Source organism: Herbaspirillum autotrophicum, from assembly GCF_001189915.1.
Taxonomy (GTDB): Bacteria; Pseudomonadota; Gammaproteobacteria; order Burkholderiales; family Burkholderiaceae_D; genus Herbaspirillum; species Herbaspirillum autotrophicum.
On sequence record NZ_LFLS01000013.1, the window covers coordinates 104749 to 131344 of the forward strand.

Annotated in this window: 22 protein-coding genes; 13 read left to right on the top strand and 9 right to left on the bottom strand. The window is 58.0% G+C overall.

What is annotated here, in order from left to right; genetic code table 11:
• The first annotated feature begins 3 nt into the window (after window positions 1-3).
• The 4 genes from AKL27_RS12155 to AKL27_RS12170 all read left to right on the top strand — a co-directional run bounded on the left by AKL27_RS12155 (window position 4) and on the right by AKL27_RS12170 (window position 3457).
• Window positions 4-1038, top strand: a complete 1035-nt coding sequence (locus AKL27_RS12155; RefSeq protein WP_050463091.1) for a CDP-6-deoxy-delta-3,4-glucoseen reductase — start codon at window positions 4-6, stop codon at window positions 1036-1038.
• 289 nt (window positions 1039-1327) lie between these two features.
• On the top strand, window positions 1328-2530 hold the full coding sequence (locus tag AKL27_RS12160) for an acetylornithine transaminase (protein ID WP_050463092.1): 1203 nt from the start codon (window positions 1328-1330) through the stop codon (window positions 2528-2530).
• A 13-nt stretch (window positions 2531-2543) separates the two neighbouring features.
• Window positions 2544-3059 carry a C40 family peptidase gene (locus AKL27_RS12165; protein WP_050463093.1) on the top strand — a complete coding sequence of 172 codons (516 nt, stop codon included), beginning with the start codon at window positions 2544-2546 and terminating at the stop codon, window positions 3057-3059.
• A 23-nt stretch (window positions 3060-3082) separates the two neighbouring features.
• Complete coding sequence (locus tag AKL27_RS12170; RefSeq protein ID WP_050463094.1) at window positions 3083-3457, top strand: GFA family protein; 375 nt, start codon at window positions 3083-3085, stop codon at window positions 3455-3457.
• A gap of 26 nt (window positions 3458-3483) precedes the next feature.
• On the opposite strand, the gene AKL27_RS12175 is transcribed toward AKL27_RS12170, so the two are convergent.
• The 5 genes from AKL27_RS12175 to AKL27_RS12195 form a co-directional block, all read right to left on the bottom strand.
• The gene (locus AKL27_RS12175) at window positions 3484-4305 is read right to left on the bottom strand and encodes a FadR/GntR family transcriptional regulator (protein WP_050463128.1); all 822 of its coding nucleotides are present in this window, start codon (window positions 4303-4305) and stop codon (window positions 3484-3486) included.
• A gap of 141 nt (window positions 4306-4446) precedes the next feature.
• Window positions 4447-5511, bottom strand: a complete 1065-nt coding sequence (locus AKL27_RS12180) for an Ldh family oxidoreductase (RefSeq protein WP_050463095.1) — start codon at window positions 5509-5511, stop codon at window positions 4447-4449.
• A gap of 54 nt (window positions 5512-5565) precedes the next feature.
• On the bottom strand, window positions 5566-7062 hold the full coding sequence (locus tag AKL27_RS12185) for a tripartite tricarboxylate transporter permease (RefSeq protein WP_050463096.1): 1497 nt from the start codon (window positions 7060-7062) through the stop codon (window positions 5566-5568).
• 12 nt (window positions 7063-7074) lie between these two features.
• Window positions 7075-7545 carry a tripartite tricarboxylate transporter TctB family protein gene (locus AKL27_RS12190; RefSeq protein WP_050463097.1) on the bottom strand — a complete coding sequence of 157 codons (471 nt, stop codon included), beginning with the start codon at window positions 7543-7545 and terminating at the stop codon, window positions 7075-7077.
• Between the two features lie 96 nt (window positions 7546-7641).
• The gene (locus AKL27_RS12195; RefSeq protein WP_050463098.1) at window positions 7642-8616 is read right to left on the bottom strand and encodes a Bug family tripartite tricarboxylate transporter substrate binding protein; all 975 of its coding nucleotides are present in this window, start codon (window positions 8614-8616) and stop codon (window positions 7642-7644) included.
• Window positions 8617-9348: 732 nt separating this feature from the next.
• Here AKL27_RS12195 and AKL27_RS12200 point away from each other — a divergent pair.
• The 6 genes from AKL27_RS12200 (at window position 9349) to AKL27_RS12225 (ending at window position 16802) form a co-directional block, all read left to right on the top strand.
• A complete protein-coding gene (locus AKL27_RS12200; protein WP_050463099.1) occupies window positions 9349-11076 on the top strand; it encodes an IlvD/Edd family dehydratase in 1728 nt (575 codons plus the stop codon).
• Between the two features lie 76 nt (window positions 11077-11152).
• On the top strand, window positions 11153-12112 hold the full coding sequence (locus tag AKL27_RS12205) for a C-terminal binding protein (RefSeq protein WP_050463100.1): 960 nt from the start codon (window positions 11153-11155) through the stop codon (window positions 12110-12112).
• 239 nt (window positions 12113-12351) lie between these two features.
• A complete protein-coding gene (locus tag AKL27_RS12210; protein ID WP_050463101.1) occupies window positions 12352-13440 on the top strand; it encodes an ABC transporter ATP-binding protein in 1089 nt (362 codons plus the stop codon).
• Between the two features lie 136 nt (window positions 13441-13576).
• Window positions 13577-14911: an ABC transporter substrate-binding protein gene (locus AKL27_RS12215; protein ID WP_050463102.1), complete on the top strand. Its 1335-nt coding sequence runs from the start codon at window positions 13577-13579 to the stop codon at window positions 14909-14911.
• A gap of 107 nt (window positions 14912-15018) precedes the next feature.
• Entirely contained in the window at window positions 15019-15918 is a 900-nt protein-coding gene (locus AKL27_RS12220; RefSeq protein WP_050463103.1) for a carbohydrate ABC transporter permease, read from the top strand.
• Window positions 15915-16802 (top strand): carbohydrate ABC transporter permease, encoded by an 888-nt coding sequence (locus AKL27_RS12225; RefSeq protein WP_050463104.1) that lies wholly within the window; start codon window positions 15915-15917, stop codon window positions 16800-16802. The genes AKL27_RS12220 and AKL27_RS12225 overlap by 4 nt, the downstream gene beginning before the upstream one ends.
• A gap of 93 nt (window positions 16803-16895) precedes the next feature.
• Here AKL27_RS12225 and AKL27_RS12230 read toward each other — a convergent pair whose 3' ends face one another.
• The gene (locus AKL27_RS12230) at window positions 16896-17678 is read right to left on the bottom strand and encodes a dienelactone hydrolase family protein (RefSeq protein WP_083439013.1); all 783 of its coding nucleotides are present in this window, start codon (window positions 17676-17678) and stop codon (window positions 16896-16898) included.
• A 195-nt stretch (window positions 17679-17873) separates the two neighbouring features.
• Between AKL27_RS12230 and AKL27_RS12235 the strand changes: the two genes are divergently transcribed.
• The 3 genes from AKL27_RS12235 (at window position 17874) to AKL27_RS12245 (ending at window position 19914) form a co-directional block, all read left to right on the top strand.
• Window positions 17874-18356 (top strand): MerR family transcriptional regulator, encoded by a 483-nt coding sequence (locus AKL27_RS12235; protein ID WP_050463105.1) that lies wholly within the window; start codon window positions 17874-17876, stop codon window positions 18354-18356.
• Entirely contained in the window at window positions 18295-19320 is a 1026-nt protein-coding gene (locus AKL27_RS12240) for an aldo/keto reductase (RefSeq protein ID WP_050463106.1), read from the top strand. The genes AKL27_RS12235 and AKL27_RS12240 overlap by 62 nt, the downstream gene beginning before the upstream one ends.
• Before the next feature lie 213 nt (window positions 19321-19533).
• On the top strand, window positions 19534-19914 hold the full coding sequence (locus AKL27_RS12245) for a hypothetical protein (protein WP_050463107.1): 381 nt from the start codon (window positions 19534-19536) through the stop codon (window positions 19912-19914).
• Window positions 19915-20028: 114 nt separating this feature from the next.
• Here AKL27_RS12245 and lpdA read toward each other — a convergent pair whose 3' ends face one another.
• From lpdA to aceE, 3 genes are all read right to left on the bottom strand, one after another.
• Window positions 20029-21813, bottom strand: a complete 1785-nt coding sequence (lpdA, locus tag AKL27_RS12250; protein WP_050463108.1) for a dihydrolipoyl dehydrogenase — start codon at window positions 21811-21813, stop codon at window positions 20029-20031.
• Between the two features lie 101 nt (window positions 21814-21914).
• Window positions 21915-23570 carry a dihydrolipoyllysine-residue acetyltransferase gene (gene aceF / locus AKL27_RS12255; protein ID WP_050463109.1) on the bottom strand — a complete coding sequence of 552 codons (1656 nt, stop codon included), beginning with the start codon at window positions 23568-23570 and terminating at the stop codon, window positions 21915-21917.
• Between the two features lie 129 nt (window positions 23571-23699).
• Window positions 23700-26396 carry a pyruvate dehydrogenase (acetyl-transferring), homodimeric type gene (gene aceE / locus AKL27_RS12260; RefSeq protein ID WP_050463110.1) on the bottom strand — a complete coding sequence of 899 codons (2697 nt, stop codon included), beginning with the start codon at window positions 26394-26396 and terminating at the stop codon, window positions 23700-23702.
• Between the last annotated feature and the right edge of the window lie 200 nt (window positions 26397-26596).

Below are 26596 nucleotides of genomic sequence, written 5' to 3' on the forward strand. Positions count from 1 at the left end.
TGTATGAGTTTTCAAGTCACAGTTCAGCCCAGCGGCCATCAGTTTGTCTGCGATGAGGGCGAAACGGTCCTCAATGCCGCCATCCGCGCCGGCGTCGGCTTGCCTTACGGCTGTAAAAACGGCGCCTGCGGTTCTTGCCGCGGCAAATTGCTGGGCGGCAGCGTCACCCATGGCCCGCATCAGGAACGCGCATTGACCGCCAAGGATGAAGAATCGGGATTTTCCCTGTTCTGCTGCGCCAAACCGCATTCGGACATCACCATCGAAGCACGCGAAGTGGCCGGCGTCGGCGAATTCCCGATCAAGAAAGTGCCGGTACGGGTAGCCAAACTGGATAAAGTGGCCGATGACGTCATCATCCTGTCGCTGCAATTGCCGGCCAATGACCGCCTGCAATACAAGGCCGGCCAATATGTCGAATTCATGTTGCGCGACGGCAAGCGCCGCAGCTACAGCATGGCCAACGCGCCGCACAAGGATGAGCATCTGACGCTGCACATCCGCCACATGCCGGGCGGCTTGTTTACCGATCAGGTCTTCACCACCCTCAAGGAACGCGACATCCTGCGCTTTGAAGGTCCGCTGGGCACCTTCTTCCTGCGCGAAGATTCGGAGAAACCGATTGTATTGCTGGCATCGGGCACCGGTTTTGCGCCGATCAAGGCCATCATCGAACAACTCGAACATGCCAAATCGCAACGTCCGGTCACCCTGTACTGGGGCGGCCGCCGCCCGCAAGACCTGTACATGAATGCCTTGTGCGAAGAATGGGCCAGGAACTTGCCGAACTTCCGTTATGTGCCGGTGGTGTCGAATGCACAGCCGGAAGACAACTGGAGCGGTCGCAACGGCTTCGTGCATCAAGCCGTCATCGCCGACTTCCCGGACCTGTCGCAGCATCAGGTTTATGCCTGCGGCGCGCCGGTTGTGGTCGATTCGGCGCAGCGCGATTTCGTCGCCCAATGCAAGTTGCCGGCCGAAGAGTTTTACGCCGACTCGTTTACTTCGGAGGCCGATCTGGCCAATGCTGTCGGTTAATTGTTGCGCATGTGCTAAATGTTCTGAAAATTCGCACCAAATCGGACATAAAACATTTTGACGCATCGCGCAAAACGTCCTAATATTGACCGCATGAACGCAACCACCACATTCCTGCGACGCCGTAGCCAACCTCAACGAGGTTTGCCGTGCGCGTAAGTCTGTCCTGATTGCGAAGCCACAGGCTAACCCCTGTGGCTTTTTTTTATTGCAGAGGTTAGTTCACACGGTTTCTCACGCGTTCAACGCGCAGCCCCTCCCCTACTCATTGTCCAGCAGGAGTCTCACAATGGAATTCAAGCAGTCAGAAGTCAACAAACTGATGTATGTCACCAACCGCCCGGAACTGATCTTCACTGAAGGCAGCGGCATGTGGATGACCGATCACACCGGCAAGCGCTATCTGGATTACCTGCAGGGCTGGGCGGTCAACGCGCTGGGCCACTCGCCGCAATGTATGGTGGATGCCTTGACTGCACAGGCAAAAAAACTGATCAATCCGTCGCCGGCTTTCTACAATGCGCCGTCGATCGAACTGGCGGATCTGCTGACCGAGAATTCGGTATTCGACCGTGTGTTCTTCGCCAACAGCGGCGCCGAAGCCAATGAAGGCGCGATCAAGCTGGCCCGCAAATGGGGCAAGAAGAATCCTGACAGCGAAGGTCAGGACCGTTTTGAAATCATTACCTTCGATCACAGCTTCCATGGCCGCACCATCGCCACCATGTCGGCCAGCGGCAAGCCGGGCTGGGACACCATGTTCGCGCCGCAAGTGCCGGGCTTCAAGAAGGCTGAACTGAATGACCTGACCAGTGTGGAACGCCTGATCACCAAGAAAACCGTGGCTGTCATGCTGGAACCGGTGCAAGGCGAAGGCGGCGTGATTCCTGCCACGCGCGAATTCATGCAAGGCCTGCGTCGCCTGACCAAGCAAGCCAATCTGTTGCTGATCGTGGATGAAGTCCAGACCGGTTTCGGCCGCACCGGCGAGTTGTTCGCCTATCAACTGTCGGACATCGAACCGGACATCATGACGCTGGGCAAGGGCATCGGCGGCGGCGTGCCGCTGGCAGCCCTGCTGGCGCGCGAAGAGATCGCCTGTTTTGAAGCCGGTGAACAAGGCGGCACCTACAACGGCAATCCGCTGATGACAGCCGTCGGCGCTGCGGTGCTCAAGGAATTGCTGAAGCCGGGCTTCCTGCAATCGGTCAAGGATCAGGGTCAATACCTGAGCAGCGAACTGATCAAGCTGTCGGACAAGCATGGTTTCGAAGGCGAACGCGGCGAAGGCTTGCTGCGCGCGTTGAAACTGGGCAAGGATATCGGTCCGCAAATCGTCGAAGCGGCACGCGATCTGAATCCGATTGGCCTGCTGATCAATTCGCCGCGCCCCAACCTGTTGCGCTTCATGCCATCCCTCAATGTCAGCAAAGATGAAATCGATCAGATGCTGAGCATGCTGTCGGATGTGCTGAAGAAAATCGGTCACTGATTCGCGCCCGCACATGTTGCCACATCAACTATCGCGACTGACACTGCTGCCGGCGTGCTGCCTGGCGTTGTTGCTGGCAGCATGCGGCGGCGTGCCGCTGCAAACTGCCGGGCGCGCGCCGATGGCGGTCGAGCGGTCGGCAGCGGCCAGTGAAAACGGTAATGAAGTGGCGATCTATGCGCTGGGCCTGATCGATACCGGCTATCGCTTCGGCGGCAAGAATCCGGAAGCCGGTCTCGATTGCAGCGGCATGGTGTCGTATATCTTCGGTCAGGCGGCTGGCCTCAACGTGGCCGGCAGCGCTGCCGATATCGCCCGCAAGGGACGCCAGATCGATCCGGCCAGTTTGCGTGCCGGTGATCTGGTGTTCTTCAATACCATGAACAAGCCGTTCTCGCACGTCGGCATCTACATCGGTGACGGCCGTTTCGTCCACGCGCCATCGACCAACGGCAAGGTCCGCATTTCGCGCCTCGACAATCCTTATTTTTCACAACGTTTCGAAATGGCGCGCGCCTATTTCAACTGAACCGCCTCCCGAAGGAATCCGGCATGTCGCACTATCACGGCAGTTGTCATTGCGGCGCAGTGCATTTTGAAATCGACGCCGAGATTGAACGCATCACCGTGTGCAATTGCTCGGTGTGCAGCAAGAAGGGAATCCTGCATCATCGGGTGCAGCCGGAAGCCTTTCATCTGATCAGCGGCGCGGATCATCTCGCCACCTACCAGTTTGGCACCAAGGTCGCCAAACACCATTTCTGCACAAGCTGCGGCATCCATGTATTCACCCGTCCGCGCGCGGCGCCGCAACTGTATACCGTGAATGTGCGCTGCCTCGACGATTTCGATCTGAACGACAGCAAACTCAGCTTTGTCGATTTCGATGGCCACAACTGGGATCGTCATGTCAGCCAACTGAACTGAGTTCAACTCAACTCAGCCGGAGCCATTCACACCCGGGCTTTTTCGCTGCGTTTCTTGACGCTGCCGGCCAGCACTGCCGGCGTTTTTTTGACGGCGACGGCTTTCTTGCCGGCTGCCGTCTTTTTCACCGGCGCCGGTTTTTCCTTGGCGTGTCCGGTCAGATTGGCGCTGTAGCGCTTGAATGAAATATCCATGTGGCGCTGCATCGCCGCGCGCGCCATGTCGGGATCCTTGGCGCGCAGAGCTTTCATCACACGGCCATGCTCTTCCACCGCCTGATTCCAGACCACCTGATTGTCGAAGTGACTGTGCAGGCGGTTGAACAGCGGCCCCAGACGGGCATCGAACAATTGCGTCACCAGACCGACCAATACGCTGTTGCCGGTCGCCTCCGCAATCCGGATGTGAAACAAGCGGTCCGCGTCCAGCGGGTTGATGCCGGCATTGGTGTTGGCAATCATGTTGTCGAAGGCGGCTTCGATGGCGTCGATCTGCGCCTTCTTGCCGAGCCGGGCAGCCATCGCAGCGACTTCGCCTTCCAGCACACCGCGCGCGCGAATCAGTTCCAGCGGTCCCTCTTCGCTCGACAGGTCGATTTCGCCTTCGGTCGGCGGCAATGGCGGGCAGACATAAATGCCCGATCCCATCAGCACTTCGATATAACCTTCCACCTCCAGCGCAATCAAGGCTTCGCGCAATGACGGACGGCTGACGCCGAGTTGCACCGCCAGATCACGCTCCGACGGCAGGCGTGAACCGACCGGAAATTCGCCGTCAATGATCAGCTTGCGCAGCTGGTCACTGATCTGACGGTAAAGTCGTTGCGGCTCGATCGCTTCAATGGGCATGAAATTGTTCCGATAAAAATCCGGTGTGGGCGCCGGATTGTATACCAATGATTATCAAAAAATATTGCCAGATCATCATGCAACTGCACCCGGAACGCAAGAAAAATGCCTTGCGGCACTACGCCCAGGGCATTTCACGTCTCAATTGACCAGCGCTTCGGGATAATGCAGACCGTACTTTTGCGCCGCTTCGCGAAGCATCGGTGCAATCGTCGGATGCAAGACTACGCCGTCACGCAATTGCTCGACCCGGCGCGCGATACCGCGATCACCCGGCATGCGCACCTGACCGACATCCGGCCGCGGCGGATTGCTGCGGCAGGCTTCGGCGATCCAATCCATCTGACGCAGGAAGGGTTCGCGACCACCGAAGGCGGACGGGTCATACAAGGACATGAACACGGTGGCGCCCCAACCGGCCGGCGGATCGGCACGGCCATGGCCGGACAAGCCGCCGGTCAGCGCTTCGATCAGCAACGCCAGGCCAAAGCCCTTGTGACCGGCCGACAAACCGCCCAACGGCAAGATGGTGCCCGGCGGATCCGTCGCCAGCACCGCCGGATCGCGGCTGGCATTGCCTTGCGCATCCAGCATCCACTCTTCTTCGAATTGTTTGCCGGCCTTGTGCAGACGGGTGCTCATGCCATTGGTGGTGATCGAGGCCGAAATATCGACCAGAAACGGCGAACCTGACGTCGGAATCCCGGCAGCGATAGGATTCGGCGTGAATACCGCCCGGGTGCCGCCAAACGGCGCCACGCTTTGCACCGCCGGATCGGAACTGGCCAGCAACATCATGAAACCGGCTTCGGTCGCGCGCAGCAGATACGCCGCCAGACAAGCGATATGGTGACTGTGGTGAATCGCCAGCGATGCCGTGCCATATTCGCGCGCCCGCGGAATCAGGGCATCGATGCCCTTGTGTACCAGCCAAGGTCCCGGCAGGCGGCGGCCATCCCAGACCATGGCTGCGGCGCGATCAGAAATCACTGCCGGTTCGCCGCTGGTGGTCATCGTACCTTTTTCGATTTCTTTGACATACGGTGCCAGCAGCGCCAGCCCATGCGTATCGTGGCCGAGCAGATCACCATCGATCAGGGTCGAGGCGACGGCCTTGGCCGACTCTTGCGGCAAACCGGCAGCCTGCAACAGCGCCTCGGAAAACTGCGTCAGTTCGGCAACGGAAAAACGTTCGGGTGCAGCCATGGAAAAACCATCCTTTCATCATTCAACAACATTCAAAAATTCAATATGCCTGCCTCAAACCTGCGCCAGTTGCTTGCGGCGCAGGCGACTGACCACCAGCGGCAATACCCATAACAGGATGGTGCAAACGCCCAGCGTGCCGGCAATCGGCCGGCTGAAGAAGGCCAGTACCTCGCCGTCGGCCTTGATCATCGAGGTTACGAAATGCTCTTCGAGCATGCCACCCAAGACCACGCCCAGCACTGCCGGCGCCACCGGAAAACCGTTTTCTTCCATCAGATAAGCCAGCAAACCGAACACCAGCATGATGCCGACATCGGACACACTGTTGTTGGTGGCATACGAACCGACGATACAGAACAGCAGGATCAGCGGCATCAGGATATTGCGCGGCACTTTCAGAATCCGCTTGGATACCTTGATGCACCAGTAACCGAGTGGCAGCATGAGCAGATTGGCCAAAATGAACACAATGAAAATTGCGTACATCGAGACCGGATTTTCAACAAAGATCATCGGCCCCGGATTCAGGTTTTTCATGTACAGCACGCCGATCACGATGGCGGTAATCGAATCGCCGGGAATGCCGAATACCAGCGCCGGAATCCAGGCTCCGGCCAGCGCTGAATTATTGGCGGCACCGGATTCAACGATACCTTCCGGATGGCCGGTGCCGAATTTCTCCGGCTCTTTCGAACACTTCTTGCTCATCGCATACGACATCCATGCCGCAATATCCGCCCCCGCGCCCGGCAATGCCCCCACCAGCGTACCCAGCACGCTGCCGCGCAATACCGACTTGGGGTACTTCCACATCAGGTCCCACATGCCCTTGAATACATTGCCGACGGCACCACCCGGAATTTCCATTTTCTGGTCGCGCGACACTGCAAAGCGCAGCACTTCCGACATGGCAAACATGCCGACCATCAACGGTACCAGCGACACCCCGCCTAGCAGGTCGGTATTGTCAAAGGTAAAACGTGGCACACCGGATGGATTGCCCATGCCGATCGATGCGATGAACATGCCGATGAACAGCGACACGAAACCCTTGAGCGGATTTTCGGAGGCGATGAAAATGGCGCAGGTCAGTCCCATCAGCACCAGCCAGAAATATTCAAATGAAGAAAATTTCAATGCCAGCTCGGCCAGCGCCGGCGCTGCCAGAATCAGTACCAAGGTACCGAACAGGCCGCCAATGACAGAAAACACCAGGCTGGCACCCAATGCGATCTCGCCCTTCCCTTTCATGGTCATGGCGTAGGCTTCGTCGGTATACGCCGCCGACGACGGGGTCCCGGGAATACGCAACAGGCAGCCGGGAATGTCTCCCGAGAAAATTGCCATCGCCGTGGCCGACACCATGGCTGCCACTGCCGGCACCGGCGGCATGAAAAACGTCACCGGTACCAGCAACGCTACCGCCATGGTCGCGCTCAGTCCGGGAATAGCTCCCATGAACAGGCCGAAAATGGAAGAACCGAGAATCACCGCCAGCACATACGGATCAAATACCAGGCCAAAGGCCGCATACAGATTAGCAAGCATATCGGTTCTCCCTTACCACGCAACCGGCTGCAAGATTCCCCATGGCAGCGGCACCTTGAGAAATTTGTAGAACAGATAGTGAATGCCGAGGGCGCTGAGCAAGGCTACCGGTACCGCCAGCTTGAGACTTACCCGGAACACCATGAACAAGCCCATCAGCAAAATGAAAGCAGTCGGCAAAAAACCCAGTTTTTCCGATGCCAACACGTAAAACACCAGCGCCAGCAAGACCAGCAGAAAACCTGCCACCGCGCGCCTTTCGCGGAACCACTCCGGCAAGCTGAACCAGCCTTCGGCGCGCACGCTGCGTAATCCCTGGCGCACCAGAAAAATGGCGCAGATCAGAAATCCGCCGGCCAGCAATTGTGGAAAGACGGCCGCGCCGATTTGTTGTCCCATCTGCGGCAACGTTGCCGCATACAGATAAATCACGACTGCAAACAACGCCAGCAACACGCCTGACAATGCATCATTGATTTTCATTGCGTTATCCCGAAAAGGTTGGCATGCGGATGCGCACGCGCCGCTTCCGGCTGGCCACCACAACACCCGTGTTGCGATGGCCGCCAGTACCGTTGATTACTTCGCCATGCCCAGCGTTTTCAGGATCTTGCCCATGTCGGCATCGCTCTTGTCCATGAACTTCCCGAAATCGGCGGAGTCGGCATACATCACGCCGAAACCGCGACCGCTCATGAAGTCTTTGTACTCTTTGCTGTCATAGATTTTTTTCAGATGCAGCGCCAGTTTGGCCTGAATTTCCGGCGGCAGATTCTTCGGTGCCACGATGCCGCGCCAGGCACCATTGGTCCAGTTGCTGCCGGTCAGGCTCTTCAGGGTCGGCACTTTCGGATACAGACCGGCAGGCGCTTCGGCCATCACCACCAGCGGTCTGGCCTTGCCGGCATCAATCAGTGAACGTGCCTCGGGCAGCGATGCCGCCACGACATCGACACCGCCTGCGGCCAGATCAACCATGGCCGGCGCGGCGCCGTTGGAAGGCACAAAGCGCACCGCGTTCGGTTCCAGCTTGAGATCGCCCAGCATGCCCGCCAGCCCCAGATGCCAGATCCCGCCCTGGCCGGTACCGGATGCTTTCAGTTTGCCGGGATTGGCCTTGACCGCCTTGAGCAGATCATCGAACGTCTTGTGCGGCGACTCGGCACTTACCGTCAACGCCGCCGGATCGAAATTCATCAAGGCAATCGGCGTGTAATTTCTGGGGGTCAGCTGGGTCAGTCCCTGGTGGTGCATCATCGCAATTTCAACCGTAGCCAGGCCAATGGTGTAACCATCGGGCGCCGCGCCGGCAATTGCCTGATGACCAACCACACCGTTACCGCCAGTGCGATTGACCACATTGACCGGCTGGCCCAACTCCTTTTCCAGCAAGGCGCCGATAATGCGCGCCGTAGCGTCGGTACCGCCGCCGGCGCCCCATGGCACCACCAGTGTCACCGGCCGTTCCGGCCATGCCGCGTGGGCACTGCCGAACGACAAAGCAGCACCAATCGCGATTGCTGCTCTCAAAAAATTTCTGCGTAGCTGTGTCATTGTGTCTCCTCCGTAGGCGTGGCAAAAAAAGCATTTCGTTTTTACAACGAGTCGTATTTCGCCTGCCGCGTTCGTTTGAATGGCTAATCAGGTCTGACGCCCTCTTGCCGCGTTTTCATGTGCTGTCACGGTGCCATGCCATGAATGATCATGCTGAACCGAATCGGCAAACCGGTAATGTGGTCTGACCAACCCGCAAAAAGAATTTCATATCCACCCATGCATGTCAAGCAAGAAAATGCCACGCGAAAATAATTCATCGATACCGCGCCGCAGCATGCAAGGACGGGCTGTTACGGATACTCTGAGGCCGACAGCCGATAGCAGGACAAAAACACTCATCTGCAAATTTGGTATTACCACTTGACCGAATATCAATTGCTGAATAGACTCGCTGGCATCAAATGTGTCTGCAAAAAATAAAATACAGCAGACCTTGTCGGCGGGTAATGACAACACATGGAGACGGGCATTGGCTTACCTATCTATTGCGCAAGAATCCCGGCGTGCCCGCATGCTTCTGCAGTGCTGCCCGCTCATGCGCGTGACTTCCTCCGTGACCTGGATACGCAATACCGCTTCCGTGCTGGCGTTTCACCTGATCGATTTCTCTCGTTATTTCTTTGAGCAAAGCAATACGCGCAGCGCGACATGACACGCGCTTGAGGAAGCATAGCCCCCCTATTTGAAGATGCACATTCGTGACCACGATGGTCCGAAAAGGAAAAGATCATGAGCGATACCAAAAAAATCACCCGCCGCAGCCAAGCCTGGTTCGGCCGCCAGGACCGCGACGGTTTCATTTACCGTTCGTGGGTAAAGAACCGCGGCATTCCGCACGATCAGTTCGATGGCCGGCCGGTGATCGGCATTTGCAATACCTACTCCGAACTGACGCCTTGCAATTCCCATTTCCGCGCGCTGGCCGAACAGGTCAAAATCGGCGTCTGGGAAGCCGGTGGCTTTCCGCTGGAATTCCCGGTCATGTCACTCGGTGAAACACTGCTGCGTCCGACTGCCATGTTGTTCCGCAATCTGGCCAGCATGGATGTGGAAGAATCGATTCGCGCCAATCCGCTCGACGGCGTGGTGCTGCTGATGGGCTGCGACAAAACCACACCGGCGTTGCTGATGGGTGCGGCGTCGGTTGACGTGCCGACCATCGGCGTTTCCGGCGGTCCGATGCTCAACGGCAAATACCGTGGCGGCGAACTCGGTTCCGGCACCGGTGTCTGGCAAATGTCGGAAGAAGTGCGCGGCGGCAAGATGACGCAGGAAGAATTCTTTGAAGCCGAAAGCTGCATGCACCGTTCGCACGGCCACTGCATGACCATGGGCACCGCCTCCACCATGGCCAGCATGGTCGAAGCGCTGGGCATGAGCTTGCCGGGCAATGCCGCGATTCCGGCCGTCGATGCGCGTCGCAATGTATTGGCCCGCAACTCCGGCCGCCGCATCGTGGAAATGGTGCAGGAAGACTTCGTCATGTCGAAGATCCTGACCCGCGCCGCATTTGAAAACGCGATCCGCGTCAACGCCGCCATCGGCGGTTCCACCAACGCCGTAATTCACTTGCTGGCAATTGCCGGTCGTATCGGCGTCAATCTGAATCTGGCAGACTGGGATGATATCGGTCAACATTTGCCATGCCTGTTGAATCTGCAACCATCGGGCAAGTATCTGATGGAAGACTTCTACTACGCCGGCGGGCTGCCAGCCGTGATCCGCGAACTGGAAAGCGTGATCGACAAGGGTGCCCTGTCGGCCAATGGTCAGACCCTGTGGGATAACTGCAAGGAAGCGCCGAACTGGAATCGCGACGTGATTCATGCCTTCGATGCGCCGTTCAAACCGGCTGCCGGTATCGCCGTATTGCACGGCAATCTGTGCCCGGACGGCGCCGTGATCAAACCATCTGCCGCTACGCCGGCCCTGCTCAAGCATACCGGCCGCGCCGTGGTATTTGAAAACAGCGACGACTTGCACAAGCGCATCGATGATGAAGATCTGGATGTCGATGAAACATGCGTGCTGGTGCTCAAGAATTGCGGTCCCAAAGGTTATCCCGGCATGGGCGAAGCGGGCAATATGCCGCTGCCACCGAAAGTGCTGCGCAAAGGCGTCACCGACATGGTGCGTGTCTCTGACGCCCGCATGAGCGGCACTGCCTACGGCACCGTGGTGTTGCATGTGACACCGGAAGCCGCTGCCGGCGGTCCGCTGGCGCTGGTACAGAATGGCGACATGGTGGAACTGGATGTAGAAGCACGCAAACTGCATCTGCATGTCAGCGATGAAGAACTTGAACGCCGTCGCGCCAACTGGAAAGCACCAGAACCACCGATGAAGCGCGGCTGGACCAAGTTGTACATCGATCACGTACAACAAGCCAACCTCGGGGCCGATCTCGATTTCCTGGTCGGCAAGAGCGGGGCCGGCATTCCGAAAGACAATCACTAAGCATTTTGCACTTGATGCCATACCTGCATGCGGGACTGCGGTCCCGCATGTAACACAGACTCAGGAGACATGACGCATGAAAGTATTGATTACCGATTACGATTTCCCCGATGTTGAACTGGAGTTGGCGCTGTATCGCGAAGCCGGCATTGAAGTGGTCACGGCGCAATGCCATACCGAAGAAGAAGTGATTGCCGCTGCCGCAGGCTGTCAGGGTTTGCTGGTGCAATATGCGCCGGTCAATGCCAAGGTGTTTGCCGCCCGTCCCGAAATTCGCATTGCCAGCCGCTACGGCGCCGGCTTCGACACCATCAATACCGCCGATGCCGCCAAGTATGGCGTGTGGGTCGGCAACTCGCCGGATTACGGTGTCGGTGAAGTCTCGACCCACGCCTTGGCGATGGCGCTTGATCTGATCCGCAACATCACTGCCTATGACCGTGACGTCAAGGCCGGTCAATGGCACTACACCACCGCCGGCAAAATCCAGCGCGCGTCCGAGATGACCATCGGCATCGTCGGCCTCGGCCGCATCGGCAAGCGCATGGCGCATATCAGCCGCAATCTGTTCAAACGCGTGATCGCTTACGATCCGCACATCATTGATGGCGACTTCCCGGCCTACGTCGAACGCGTCAGCAAGGAAGAGTTGTTCAGGCAAGCCGATCTGGTCTCGCTGCATACCCCGCTCAACGATGAAACGCGCGGCATGATCAATGCCTCGGTATTGAATCTGATGCAGCCGGAAAGCTTCCTGGTCAACTCGGCACGCGGCGGTCTGGTGAACATCGATGACCTGTTGCAGGCACTCGACAGCAATCGCCTCAAAGGCGCCGGCCTCGATGTATTACCGGTGGAACCACCGCAAACCAGTTCCGCTATCGTGCAGCACAAGCGTGTGCTATTGTCGCCTCACGCCGCGTTTTACTCCGAAGTGGCAGCGGCCGAACTGCGTCGCAAGGCAGCACAAAATCTGATCGACTGGCACCGCAATGGTCGCCCGTCGTATGTCGTAGTTGAAGGCAAAGCGCAATAGTCAGTAATAAACAGCAGCAATCAGCACTGCATCAAACCAGAGGGTCGACGTGCCGATGATGTAAAAATTTCACTATCGCCAGGGTGTTGAAGCAGCGCCAGTGAACAGTCGCATGTTGTAACCTCTATGCACGCCGAGCATATAAAAACCAAGCCGGCGTGCAGTATCAGAAGCACTGAATCGCTTCATGATCTGAAGCCGGTTCTTATAAAAACGAGGACATATACGAGGAGCAAGGCATGGCATCAGTTCAGATTCGCGGTATCAAAAAGCAGTTCGGCAGTACCCAGGTCATTCGCGGTGTCGACATCGATATCGCCGATGGCGAGTTCGCTGTGCTGGTCGGCCCTTCCGGCTGTGGCAAATCCACCCTGCTGCGCATGCTGGCCGGGCTGGAAGAAATCAACGAAGGTGAAATCGCCATCGGCGGCACCGTCGTCAACAATGTCCAGCCTAAAGATCGCGACATTGCCATGGTGTTCCAGAATTATGCGCTGTATCCGCACATGACCGTCAATGACAATATGGCGTTCTCATTGATGTTGGCAAAAAAAGAAAAATCGCTGATTCAGCAACAGGTCAAGAAGGCCGCCGAAATCCTCGGCCTGACCCAATTGCTTGACCGTTATCCACGTCAGTTGTCGGGCGGTCAGCGGCAACGGGTGGCAATGGGCCGCGCCATCGTGCGCGATCCGCAAGTGTTCCTGTTCGATGAACCGCTGTCCAACCTGGACGCCAAACTGCGCGTCCAGATGCGTACCGAAATCAAGGAACTGCATCAGCGCCTGCGCACCACTTCGGTCTATGTCACGCATGATCAGATCGAAGCAATGACCATGGCCGACCAGATCGTGGTCATGCGCGATGGCCTGGTGGAACAACGCGGCCGGCCGCTGGAACTGTATGACCGCCCGGCCAATGTATTCGTCGCCGGTTTCATCGGTTCGCCTTCCATGAACTTCATTCCCGGCACGCTGCGCCGTACCGGCGATCACGCCGAAGTCGAATTCGCCGACGGCACCCGTCTGCCGGCGCCGTATCGCGAACGTGGTCTGGGCGGTGTCGATGGTCAGCGCGTCACTTACGGCGTGCGGCCGGAACATTTGAGCATCGGCAATGCCGGTGCCGGCATCCCGACCAAAGTCATCGTGGTCGAACCGACCGGTGCCGATACCGAAGTGTATGTGCGCTTTGCCGATACCAGCCTGACCTCGATTTTCCGCGAGCGCCATACCTTTACGCCGGGCGACATCATCACGCTGGTGCCGGATCATCCGAACACCCATCTGTTCGATGCCGAAACCGGCAAGACGCTGGCAGCCGGCTGAGCGCCGGCAACAGCTTCAGCACATCAGCAACAACACGCAGCATCGGAGTCCGAAGAAGAAGTAGAAAACCGTAACAAGTAGAAAGCCTTAAACGCAACATAGCGGGCAAATTCACTTTCATATAGGAGCAGGAGACATGACCAAGCTGAACAGACGTGACTTTTTGGCGGCCGGCGCAACCGTTGCCGCCGCCTCGACCATCGCCCCCACCGCCTTTGCCGCACCGGCATCGCCGACCGCCAGCGGCGCCGGCCTCAAATTCCCGATCGAACAAGGCGCCACGTTGCGGGTGCTGCGCTGGAAACGTTTCGTTCAGGGCGATGAAGATCTGTGGAATGCCAACGTCAAGAAATTCACTGCGCTGACTGGCGTCCCGGTGCGTACCGACAGCGAAGGCTGGGAAGATCTGCGGCCGAAAGCAGCGGTTGCCGCCAACGTCGGCAGCGGTCCCGATATCGTGATGAGCTGGTTCGATGATCCGCAACAATATCCGACCAAACTGATTGACCTGACCGATCTGGCAACCTCACTCGGCAGCCGTCTCGGCGGCTGGTACGACGTCTGCCGCAAATACGGCACCAAGGATGGCAAATGGATTGCGCTGCCATTCGGCGTGGTCGGCAATGCCATCGTCTACCGTGAAAGCCAGGTCAAGGCGGCCGGCTTCGATGGCATTCCGAAAGATACCGCCGGTTTTCTGAAACTGTGCCAGGCATTGAAAGCCAAAGGTACGCCTGCCGGTTTCGCACTCGGCAAAGCGGTCGGCGATGCCAACAACTGGGCGCACTGGTTGCTGTGGGCACACGGCGGCAAGCTGGTCGACAAAAAGGGCGCAGTGGTGATCAATTCGCCGGAAACCCGTGCCGCGCTGGAATATGCCAAACAACTGTATCCGACCTTCATTGCGGGTACTTTGTCGTGGCAAGATCCGTCGAACAACAAGGCCTATCTGGATGGTCAGATCAGCATGACGGCCAACGGCATCTCGGTGTATTACGCAGCCAAGAATTCGACCGAACCGAAAATGCAGGAAATGGCGAAGGACACGCAACACGCCCACTTCCCGCTCGGACCTGGCGGCAAGGCCACCGAACTGATGCAGATCACGCAGATGATGATCTTCAAGCACACCAAGTTCCCGAATGCAGCCAAGGCCTTTGTGCAATTCATGTTCGAACCGGACCAATACAACCCGTGGATGGAAGCGTCCATCGGTTACGTCAGCCAGTCGCTCAAGGCTTACGAAAAAAATCCGATCTGGACTTCCGATCCGAAGGCTACCGTGTATCGCGACTCGGCTGCACTGATGATCGATCACGGTCACGATGGTCCGCTGGGTCAGGCATCGGCAGCCTGCATGGCCGACTACGTGGTGGTCGACATGGTGGCGGAAGCTGCCAGCGGCAGCAAGACCGTGCAGCAGGCAATTGATCGCGCTGCTGACCGCGCCAAGCGTTTCTATAAAGCCTAGAACCTGTCGCCGGCGCCGCTTGCGGTGCCGGCACACGGAGCAAAAAATGTGTGCACGCCGGCCATTGCCGGGTGCACGCAGTCATCACGCTTACCGAGGCCTTGCTTATGTTATCCCGTATGCTGAACAACCGTAATGTGCTCGGCTTGCTGTTCATGGCGCCTGCCGTGCTGCTGCTGGTCGTGTTTCTTACTTACCCGCTCGGACTAGGTGTCTGGCTTGGCTTTACCGATACCAAAATCGGTGGCGAAGGCCATTTCATCGGTCTCGAAAACTACTCATATCTGCTCGGCGATTCGCTGGCGCAGCTATCGCTGTTCAATACCCTGTTTTATACCATCACCGCCAGCATCCTGAAATTCCTGCTCGGCTTGTGGCTGGCGATTCTGCTCAACAAGAACTTGCCGATCAAATCGTTTTTCCGGGCGGTCATCCTGCTGCCGTGGATTGTCCCGACCGCCCTGTCGGCACTGGCATTCTGGTGGATGTATGACACGCAGTTTTCGGTCATCAGCTGGGGCTTGATGAAGATGGGCCTGATCGATCATTACATCGACTTTCTCGGCGAACCGTGGCTGGCACGGATCTCCACCGTGATCGCCAACGTCTGGCGCGGCATTCCGTTCGTGGCGATTTCGCTGCTGGCCGGTTTGCAGACCATCTCGCCTTCGCTGTATGAAGCGGCCGCCATCGACGGCGCCAAGCCATGGCAGCAATTCCGCTATGTGACGCTGCCCTTGCTGACGCCGATCATTGCGGTGGTGATGACCTTCTCCGTACTGTTCACATTCACCGACTTCCAGTTGATCTACGTGCTGACACGCGGCGGTCCGCTCAACGCTACGCACTTGATGGCAACCCTGTCGTTCCAGCGTGCCATTCCGGGTGGAGCATTGGGTGAAGGTGCAGCACTGGCCACTTACATGATTCCATTCCTGTTGGCAGCCATCATGTTTTCGTATTTCGGCCTGCAACGTCGCGGCTGGCAACAAGGAGGTGACAAATGAGCAAGCCGACCAAAAAAGACAAGCAGCAGGAAACCCAGGGCATGGACTTTTTGCAGTCGATGCCACGGCGCTGGATCACGACTTACATTCCGCTTGGCATCTTCGTGTTCGTGTTACTGTTTCCGTTTTACTGGATGGTGATCACCGCCTTCAAGCCGGACAATGAATTGCTGTCGCAAACCGGCAATCCGTTCTGGGTAGTGGCACCGACGCTGGCCCACTTCAAGAAGCTGTTGTTCGATACCCAGTACCCGGCATGGTTGTGGAATACCGTGATCGTGTCAGTGGTATCGACCGTGGCGTCGCTGGCGGCCAGCGTGTTTGCCGCCTATGCGATTGAACGGTTGCGCTTCCAGGGTTCGAAACAGTTTGGTCTGGGCATTTTCCTGGCGTATCTGATTCCGCCATCGATCCTGTTCATCCCACTGGCGGCAATCGTGTTCAAGCTCGGTCTGTTCGATACCCGCTGGGCGCTGATCCTGACTTATCCGACGTTCCTGATTCCGTTCTGCACCTGGTTGCTGATGGGGTACTTCCGTTCGATTCCGTATGAACTGGAAGAATGCGCCCTGATCGACGGTGCCACGCGCTGGGAAATTCTGATCAAGATCATTCTGCCGCTGGCGGTGCCGGGTCTGATTTCGGCCGGCATCTTCGCCTTCACGTTGTCATGGAATGAGTTCATTTATGCGCTCACCTTCATTTCATCGTCGGAAGTGAAAACAGTGCCGGTCGGGATCGTGACCGAACTGGTCGACGGCGACGTTTATCACTGGGGTGCGCTGATGGCTGGCGCATTGCTGGGATCGCTGCCGGTCGCCGTGGTGTATTCCTTCTTTGTCGAATACTACGTCTCCGGCATGACCGGCGCGGTCAAAGAGTAATTCATCTTGTATCAAAAAAAACGGCTGGCATCGCGCGATGCCAGCCGTTTTTTCATGTCTGCGACAACCTCAATCAAGCCCGCAATCAAACCATCAGGCCAGATGTTCAGCGAAGAAATTGCGCAGTGCCAGCCCGGCACGTTCAACAGTAGGACGGTGATAAAAGAAGCCCGGATTGTTGGCTTCCGGATCGGTAAACGAATGGCCTGCCTGACCATAGCTGACCAATTGCCAGTCCAGTTTGGCCGCACTCATTTCATCAATGAACGCATTTACTTGCTCGCGCGGCACCGACGGGTCCTGCACACCGTGCAACACCAGTATCGCACCCTTGATGTGTTGCGCATCTTGCGGTGTCGGTGTTTCCAACGCGCCATGCAGTGACGCGAAGGCCTGCACCTCAGCACCCGAACGCGCCAGTTCCAGTGCGGCAGTACCGCCGAAACAGAAACCGCAGGCGCCAATCTTGCCGGTCAGCCTGACCTGATCCTGCGCCTTGAATGCCGTCAGCACCGCATTCATGCGCTTGCGCAATTCGGCCCGATCTTTCTTCAGTGGCGTAATCGCCGCCATGCCCTCTTCCGGCTTGACCGGCCGCACATGCTTGCCATAAACGTCAGCTACCAGCAAGGCCCGGCCCGGTCCCACCGCAGTGGCGGCAATTTCCAGCGCTGCCTGGCGGATGCCAAAGAAATTCGGTACGGCAATCACGCCGGCCACCGGCGCCGTCTCTTGCTTGTTGAACAACAGGACGCTTTCATATTCGACACCGTCCAGTTCGTGACCGATCAGGCTCAGCCCCAGATCGGCAGCAGCAATTCCCAATTTGGCGGCAATCGCCGCCGTATCAAAACCATGGTTAGTACGTTGATTCATGCAATCTTCTCCAGAGCGAGCTTACGAAATGCGCCATCAGCCGCAACACTGTCAGCCGGCAGGCGAAAGCGCTATCTTTGCATAGCTGCCAAAAATTTGCTGACGCCGGCCCGATTCAGCGCCGCGCCGTTGGCCGCAAAAAAGTTCATAATGGGCCTTGACTTAGAGTGCACTCAAACCTCCAGACTGGCTGCCATGACCACTTCCCTGACGATCCGCCAAGCCGCTGCCGCCACCGGACTGACCGCACATACCTTGCGCTATTACGAACGCATCGGCTTGCTCGATCCGGTGACGCGGCACGACAATCAGCACCGGCTGTACCGGGAGGAAGACATCCTCTGGATCGGCTTCCTGCTGAAGTTGCGCATGACCGGCTTGCCGGTGCGCGACATGCTGCGTTATGCCGAATTGCGCCGGCTGGGCAATTCCCGGGAAAGTGTGTCTGCGCGGAAAGCCTTGCTGGAACAGCATACGCAGACCGTGGAAAAGACGCTCGCCGAATTGCAAAGCAACCTCAGCATCCTGCATAAGAAAATTGCCATGTACGATGCCATGGAAGCCGAGTTGCCGGCGCCCGTCCTTACTCAACCGCCACCATCCGAGGACGCTTCCCATGACCACCCCAAGCACAGCAACACCCGCAACAGCAATCGCAACGCGCCGACTGGGCGCTGACGGTCCCACGGTTTCCAGCATCGGTCTGGGCTGCATGGGCATGAGCGATTTTTATGCCAATCGCGATGACACCGAATCGCTGGCGACCATCGACCGTGCCTTGGAACTCGGCATCAATTTTCTCGATACGGCCGATATCTATGGCCCGTACACCAATGAAGAACTGGTGGCAAAAGCCATCAAAGGCCGGCGCGAGAAATTCTTCATCGCGACCAAATTCGGCATCGTGCGCGACACGTCCAATCCACATGCACGCGGCGTCAACGGCTCGCCTGACTACATTCGCAGCGCAGTCGAAGGCAGCCTGAAACGACTCGGCATCGAGACCATCGATCTGTATTACCAGCATCGCATCGATCAGCAGACGCCGATCGAAGATTCGGTTGGCGCACTGGCCGATCTGGTGCGTGCCGGCAAGATCCGTCACATCGGTTTGTCGGAAGCATCGGTCGCCACCATTGAACGGGCGCAGAAGGTGCATCAGATCACCGCCGTCCAAAGTGAATATTCGCTCTGGACGCGCGACCCGGAACAAGGCGTGCTGGCCACCTGCGAGCGCCTGGGTATCGGCTTCGTCCCCTACAGCCCGCTCGGTCGCGGCTTCCTGACCGGTGCCATCACCCGTCCCGAGCAATTCGCCGAAGATGATTACCGGCGTCATTCGCCACGCTTTCAGGGTGAAAATTTTTTCCTGAATCTTGCGCTGGTGGAGAAGGTCAAGGAACTGGCAACGCGTTATGCCTGCACGCCGTCACAACTGGCACTGGCCTGGGTGCTGGCGCAAGGCGAACATATCGTGCCGATCCCCGGCACCAAGCGCCGGATTTATCTGGAAGAAAACGCCCAGGCGCCGGCCTTGCGCCTGAGTGCGGCTGATCTGGCGGCACTGACAGCGGTCTTTCCGGCCGGTGTGGCGCGCGGTGACCGGTATACCAAAGAAGGCATGCAGGTATTGAACGGCTGACCAGCGCCGCGATAACAACGTTGTGAGACCGGCAGCGGCTGCAGCCATCGGGTTGTAGTCGTTGCCGGCAGTAGCATGCGCGCGCCTCAAATAACAACAAGTACCAGGTCGTATTCTTCCATCGCCAAACCCGAAAAATATCGAAATTCATCAATTGCCACTGCAACGTAAAATCGCTAGCCTGTGCACTCAATCCATGCCGGAGCGCTCGCGATGCACCACTATACTCAACGCATTCTCAACAGCATTACCTTGAGCGCTGCCGCGCTCGCTACCACGGCTTACGCCGACCAGACCGCAGCTCGCCCCGTCACCGCCAGGGACACGCTCGATGCCGCCAGTGCGGCGATTGCCGAAGCGCATCGCGCCCCGCACCGGGCGCCGTATACCGCAACCGAGCCGAACCGGCGCGACCTCGCCAACTCGATCAACTCAACGCCGGTTGCCCCGGGCCAGAGCGCACCACCGCCGCTGCAAAGCACCTTCAGCGAAGGTCCGGCACAAGACGGCAACGCGCCACGCCGGCAATTGATCATTCCGGACAGCGGCGTTGCGGCCCAAAAACTCTATTATCTGAATCGTCAGGGAAAATAAACGGATCGCCATCAGGCGCCGGCGAAACTGGTTCGCCGAATGACGACCGGGCTTCTGTTGATGCCAGAGACAGCATTGCGCTGTCTCTGTTTTTATTGCTGCTGCATTTTTAGCTTACTTCTTTTTCATCGGTGGCAAGTCAGTGCAGACACCTTCAAACACTTCTGCCGCCATACCGATCGATTCGCCCAGCGTCGGATGCGGGTGAATCGTCTTGCCAATATCGACCGCATCGGCGCCCATCTCGATGGCCAATGCGATTTCACCGATCATGTCACCGGCGTGCGTGCCGACGATGCCGCCGCCAACGATACGATGCGTTTCGGCATCGAACAGCAGCTTGGTGAAACCTTCAGAACGGCCATTGGCAACCGCGCGACCGGAAGCTGCCCACGGGAAGTGGCCCTTCTCCAGCTTGATGCCCTTGGCCTTGGCTTCGTCTTCGGTGATACCGACCCATGCCACTTCCGGATCGGTGTAAGCCACCGATGGAATGACGCTGGCATCGAAGTGACTTTTTTGACCGGCAGCCGCTTCTGCCGCCACGTGTGCTTCGTGCACCGCCTTGTGCGCCAGCATCGGTTGCCCGACCAGATCGCCGATGGCGAAGATGTGCGGCACATTGGTGCGCATCTGGCTGTCGACCGGAATGAAACCGCGATCCGTCACCGTCACGCCGGCCTTGTCGGCAGCAATCTTCTTGCCGTTCGGACTGCGGCCGACTGCCACCAGCACCAGATCGTAGACCTGCGGTTCCGGCGCCTTGGCACCGGCTTCCGCCGCTTCGAAGGTAACCTTGATGCCTTCTTTCAATGCGTCAACACCGACCGTCTTGGTCTTGAGCATGACGTTGTCGAAACGCTTTTCATTGAACTTCTGCCAGACCTTGACCATATCGCGGTCCGCACCTTGCATCAGGCCATCCATCATTTCAACCACATCGATGCGGGCACCGAGGGTGGAATAGACCGTTGCCATTTCCAGGCCGATGATGCCGCCGCCGATGACCAGCATGCGCTTCGGCACCTGACGCAATTCCAGCGCGCCGGTCGAGTCGACGATGCGCGGATCCTGCGGAACAAACGGCAGGTTGACCACGGATGAACCGGCGGCAATGATGGCTTGCTTGAACTTGACCGTCTTCTTGCTGCCGTCAGCAGCAGTGACTTCAATGTGATGGGCGCCCACGAACTGGCCCAGGCCCTGCACCACGTTGACCTTGCGTGCCTTGGCCATGCTGGCCAGACCACCGGTCATGGTGCTGATGACTTTTTCCTTGTAGGCGCGCAGCTTGTCGATATCGATTTGCGGCTTGCCGAAAGTGACGCCGTGCGATGCCATGGCGGCCGCTTCATCAATTACCGCAGCCACGTGCAGCAGGGCCTTGGATGGAATGCAACCGACATTCAGGCAAACCCCGCCCAGCGTCGAATAACGTTCGACCAGCACCGTCGTCAGGCCCAGATCGGCGGCGCGGAACGCTGCCGAATAACCGCCGGGACCAGCGCCCAGTACCATCATGTCACATTCGATGTCGGCATTGCCGGCAAAGCTGGCCGCCGTGGGCGCAGCTACCGGCGCCGCAGCAGCGGCAGGTGCAGCGACGGCCGGAGCTGCCGCAGGCGCAGGGGTCGCAGCCGCGGATGCAGGCGCAGCGGCGCCGCTGGCTTCCACCGTCAACAACACGGAACCTTCGGCAATCTTGTCGCCGACCTTGACCTTCAATTCCTTGACGACACCGGCCTGGCTCGATGGAATTTCCATGCTGGCCTTGTCGGACTCGACTGTGATCAACGATTGATCGACCTTGATGGTGTCGCCAACCTTGACCATCAATTCAATCACTTCCACTTCTTTGAAATCGCCGATATCGGGGACTTTGACTTCGATCAGACTCATGACTTCTCCGTCTCTATTCTGTAATTCGATTCTGATGGTGAGCGCAGCGCTGCCTCACCGGTCACCGCCAGACGGCAGCATCGGCGAGGCAGCGCCGGCGATTACAGCAGGGTCTTGCGCAGGTCGCCCAGAACTTCCGCCAGATAGGCCGAGAAGCGGGCACCCATGGCGCCATCGACCACACGGTGATCATAGGACAGCGAAGTCGGCAGAATCAGGCGCGGCACGAATTGCTTGCCGTCCCATACCGGCTTGATGGCCGACTTGGACAAACCAAGGATAGCCACTTCCGGCGCATTGATGATCGGCGTAAATGCCGTACCGCCAATGCCACCCAGCGACGAAATGGTGAAAGTCGCGCCTTGCATGTCGGCCGGCTTGAGCTTGCCGTCACGCGCTTGCGCCGACAGATCACCCATTTCCTGAGCAATCTGGCCGATGCTCTTTTGATCAGCATTCTTGATCACCGGCACCACCAGACCATTCGGCGTATCAGCGGCAAAACCGATGTTGTAGTACTGCTTCAGAATCAGGTTTTCGCCATTGGCGTCGAGCGAAGAGTTGAACGCCGGGAATTTCTTCAGGGCGGCGACACTGGCCTTGATCACGAATGCCAGCATGGTCAGCTTGACCGGCGACTTGGCCTTGGCATACGCATCATTGGAGGTCTTGCGGAATTCTTCCAGCTCGGTCACGTCGGCTTCATCGAATTGCGTGACGTGCGGAATCATGACCCAGTTGCGATGCAGGTTCGGACCGCTGATTTTCTTGATGCGCGACAACGGCAACAATTCGGTCGGACCGAACTTGCTGAAGTCCAGCGATGGCCATGGCAACAGGCTCAGGCCGACGCCGCTGCCATTCTTGGCGGGTGCGGCGGCGCCGCTGGTACCGGCCAGTGCAGCCTTGACGAATTTTTGAATGTCTTCCTGCAGGATGCGACCCTTGGGTCCGGAACCGGTCACCCGGGTCAGATCGACACCGAGTTCACGCGCATACTTGCGTACCGATGGCGAGGCATGCGACTTGCTGTTGCCTGCCGGTTCTGGCGATGCCGGTACCGATGCCACGGCAGCAGCCGGTGCTGCGGCAGCCTGTGCCGGTGCGGGCGCAGGCGCTGCCGGAGCAGCAGATGCCGGTGCCGGTGCTGCGGCTGCCGGAGCCGCGCCGCTGGCTTCGATCACCGCGACCAGTGAACCCTTGGCGACCTTGTCGCCGACCTTGACCTTCAGTTCCTTGATGACGCCGGCATGGCTCGATGGAATTTCCATGCTGGCCTTGTCCGATTCAACCGTCAGCAACGACTGTTCAACCTTGACCGTATCACCGACCTTGACCATCAGCTCGATCACTTCGACTTCGGCGAAATCACCGATATCGGGGACCAGAATATCTTGCAGACCACCGCCGGCAGCAGGTGCTGCTGCGGGTGCCGCAGCAGCGGCAGGCGCTGGTGCTGCGGCAGCAGGTGCGGCCGGCGCGGCGGCCGCCGCAGCAGCAGGCGCACTGGCGGCAGCGCCGTCGGCTTCCACGATCACCACGACCGAGCCTTCAGCAACCTTGTCGCCGATCTTGACCTTGATTTCCTTGACCACGCCAGCCTGGCTGGATGGAATTTCCATGCTGGCCTTGTCGGATTCGACCGTCAGCAATGATTGTTCGACTTTGATGGTGTCGCCGACCTTGACCAAAACTTCAATGACTTCAACTTCTTTGAAATCGCCAATATCCGGTACCTTGACTTCGATTTGACTCATCTCTTGCGCTCCGTTTGTTCTGGTTCCAATGCACGATTGGAGTGTTGTGTCCGCTCACATCAAGACGGCTTGCAGACATTAGTATGTCATGACAAGCCGTCTTGCTGATCGTTCGAGCTTCAGGTTTTTTTACTGAGTAACCGGATTTGGTTTCTCTGGGTTAATACCGTACTTGGCAATCGCCTCTGCCACCACCGATGGCTTGATCTTGCCTTCGTCGGCCAGCGACTTCAACGCCGCCACCGTTACATAGTAACGATTGACTTCGAAGAACTCGCGCAGCTTGGCGCGGGTGTCGGAGCGTCCGTAACCGTCGGTGCCCAGCACTTTGTAAGAGCGGCCCTTCGGTACGAAGGCGCGGACTTGCTCCGCATAGGTGCGCATGTAATCGGTCGAGACGATGACCGGGCCATCGGTCGGCGCCAGACAATCGGCGAAATGGGACGTGCGCGGCTTGTCACCCGGGTGCAGCATGTTCCAGCGTTCCACATCCTGACCTTCGCGCGCCAGCAGCGTGAACGACGGTGCCGACCAGACATCGGCATCCACTTTCCAGTCATCGCGCAGCAAATCGGCAGCGGCAATCACTTCGCGCAGAATCGTGCCGGAACCCATCAGTTGCACGCGCAGCTTGTTGCCCTTGCCGCCTTCGTTCAACAGATACAGGCCCTTGATGATGCCCTCTTCCTGACCCGCCCTGATACCCGGATGGCTGTAGTTCTCGTTCATCACGGTGATGTAATAGAACACATCTTCCTGATTTCCGACCATGCGGCGCAGGCCGTCGTGCATGATCACCGCGACTTCGTGAGCGAAGGTCGGATCGTATGGCACGCAGTTCGGGATGGTCGATGCCAGCACATGGCTGTGGCCGTCTTCGTGTTGCAAACCTTCGCCGTTGAGCGTGGTGCGACCGGCGGTGCCGCCGATCAGGAAGCCGCGTGCGCGCATGTCGCCCGCTGCCCAGACCAGATCGCCGACGCGCTGCAGACCGAACATCGAGTAATACGTGAAGAACGGAATCATGATGCGGTTGTTGGTCGAGTACGAGGTCGCCGCAGCGATCCAGGAGCTCATGCCGCCCGCTTCATTGATGCCTTCCTGCAAAATCTGGCCGGCCTTGTCTTCGCGGTAGTACATCACCTGATCTTTGTCGACCGGCTCATACAACTGACCGACCTGGCTGAAAATACCGATCTGGCGGAACAGGCCTTCCATACCAAAGGTACGCGATTCATCGACCATGATCGGCACCACGCGCTGACCCAGATTCGGATCGCGCAGCAGTGCTGTCAACACGCGCGAATAAGCAGCGGTAGTGGAAATTTCGCGGCCTTCGGCGGTTGGTTCCAGCATGGCCTGAAATGCAGACAATTCCGGCACCGGCAGCTTTTCGTCAGCTTGCGGACGGCGTTGCGGCAGGTAGCCGCCCAAGGCCTTGCGGCGCTCGTGCAGGTATTGCATTTCCGGAGTGTCGGCGGATGGCTTGAAGAACGGAATCTCTGCCAGCTTGTCATCCGGAATCGGCAACTGGAAGCGGTCGCGCATGGCCTTGATGGCTTCGTCGTCCAGCTTCTTGGTGTTGTGTGCCGTATTGCGCGCTTCGCCGGACTTGCCGAAACCATAGCCCTTGATGGACTTGGCCAGGATCACGGTCGGCTGGTCCTTGCTGTCCTGCGCCACCTTGAATGCGGCGTAAATCTTGTGCGGATCATGACCGCCACGGGTCAGGCGCCAGATATCGTCGTCCGACATCTTGCTGACCATCTCCAGCAGCTTCGGATGCTTGCCGAAGAAGTGCTTGCGCACGAACGCACCATCCTTGGCCTTGTAGTTCTGATATTCGCCGTCGACGGTTTCCATCATCACTTTTTGCAGGATGCCTTCTTTGTCCTTGGCCAGCAGCTCGTCCCAGCCGCTGCCCCAGATGACCTTGACGACATTCCAGCCGGCGCCGCGGAAATCGGATTCCAGCTCTTGAATGATCTTGCCGTTGCCGCGCACCGGACCATCCAGGCGTTGCAGGTTACAGTTGACCACGATCACCAGATTGTTCAGCTTTTCACGGCCGGCCATCCCGATGGCACCCATCGATTCCGGCTCGTCCATTTCACCGTCGCCGCAGAACGCCCATACTTTGCGGTTGTCGGTCTTGGCGATGCCGCGTGCGTGCAGATACTTGAGGAAACGCGCCTGATAGATCGCCATCAGCGGACCCAGACCCATCGATACCGTCGGGAACTGCCAGAATTCAGGCATCAGCTTCGGATGCGGATAGGACGACAGACCATGACCGTCGGCTTCGCGACGGAAATGCAGCAATTGATCTTCGCTCAGACGACCTTCAAGGAATGCACGGGCATACACGCCCGGCGAGGAGTGACCCTGGATGTACAGCAGATCGCCGCCATGTTCTTCGGTCGGGGCATGCCAGAAATGGTTGAAGCCGATACCCAGCATGTTGGCCAGCGAGGCAAAGCTGGACAAGTGACCGCCCAGATCGCCGTCGACCCGGTTGGCCTTGACCACCATGGCCATCGCGTTCCAGCGCATCCATGAACGCAGGCGTTCTTCGTATTCGAGGTTGCCCGGGCAGTGTTCGCCCTGATCGGCAGGAATTGTATTGACGTAAGCGGTATTGCTGGAAAACGGGATATGCGCACCACGGCGGCGGGCCAGATCGACCATGCGCTCCATCAGGTAATGTGCACGTTCCGGGCCTTCAGCCTCAATCACTGCTTCGAGGGCATCAAGCCACTCTTGCGTTTCAATCGCGTCGGGATCGTTAGCGGCTTGCGCCAGGATTTGGTCGATTTGGGCTGACATTGTATGTCTCCTGAGTTTATGAGGGATGCGGGGTGTGGCCGCATCGTTACGCATTCGTTTTATCCATTACTGTACGGTCTTCTTGCCGTGTGGACGAGGCATTTTAGCAGGTGTTTTTTAGATTTTCAAATAGCGATACGCATTTTCACATTATGAAATTTTGCTGCGAAGCCGCATAAACACACACTCTTGAGGTATGC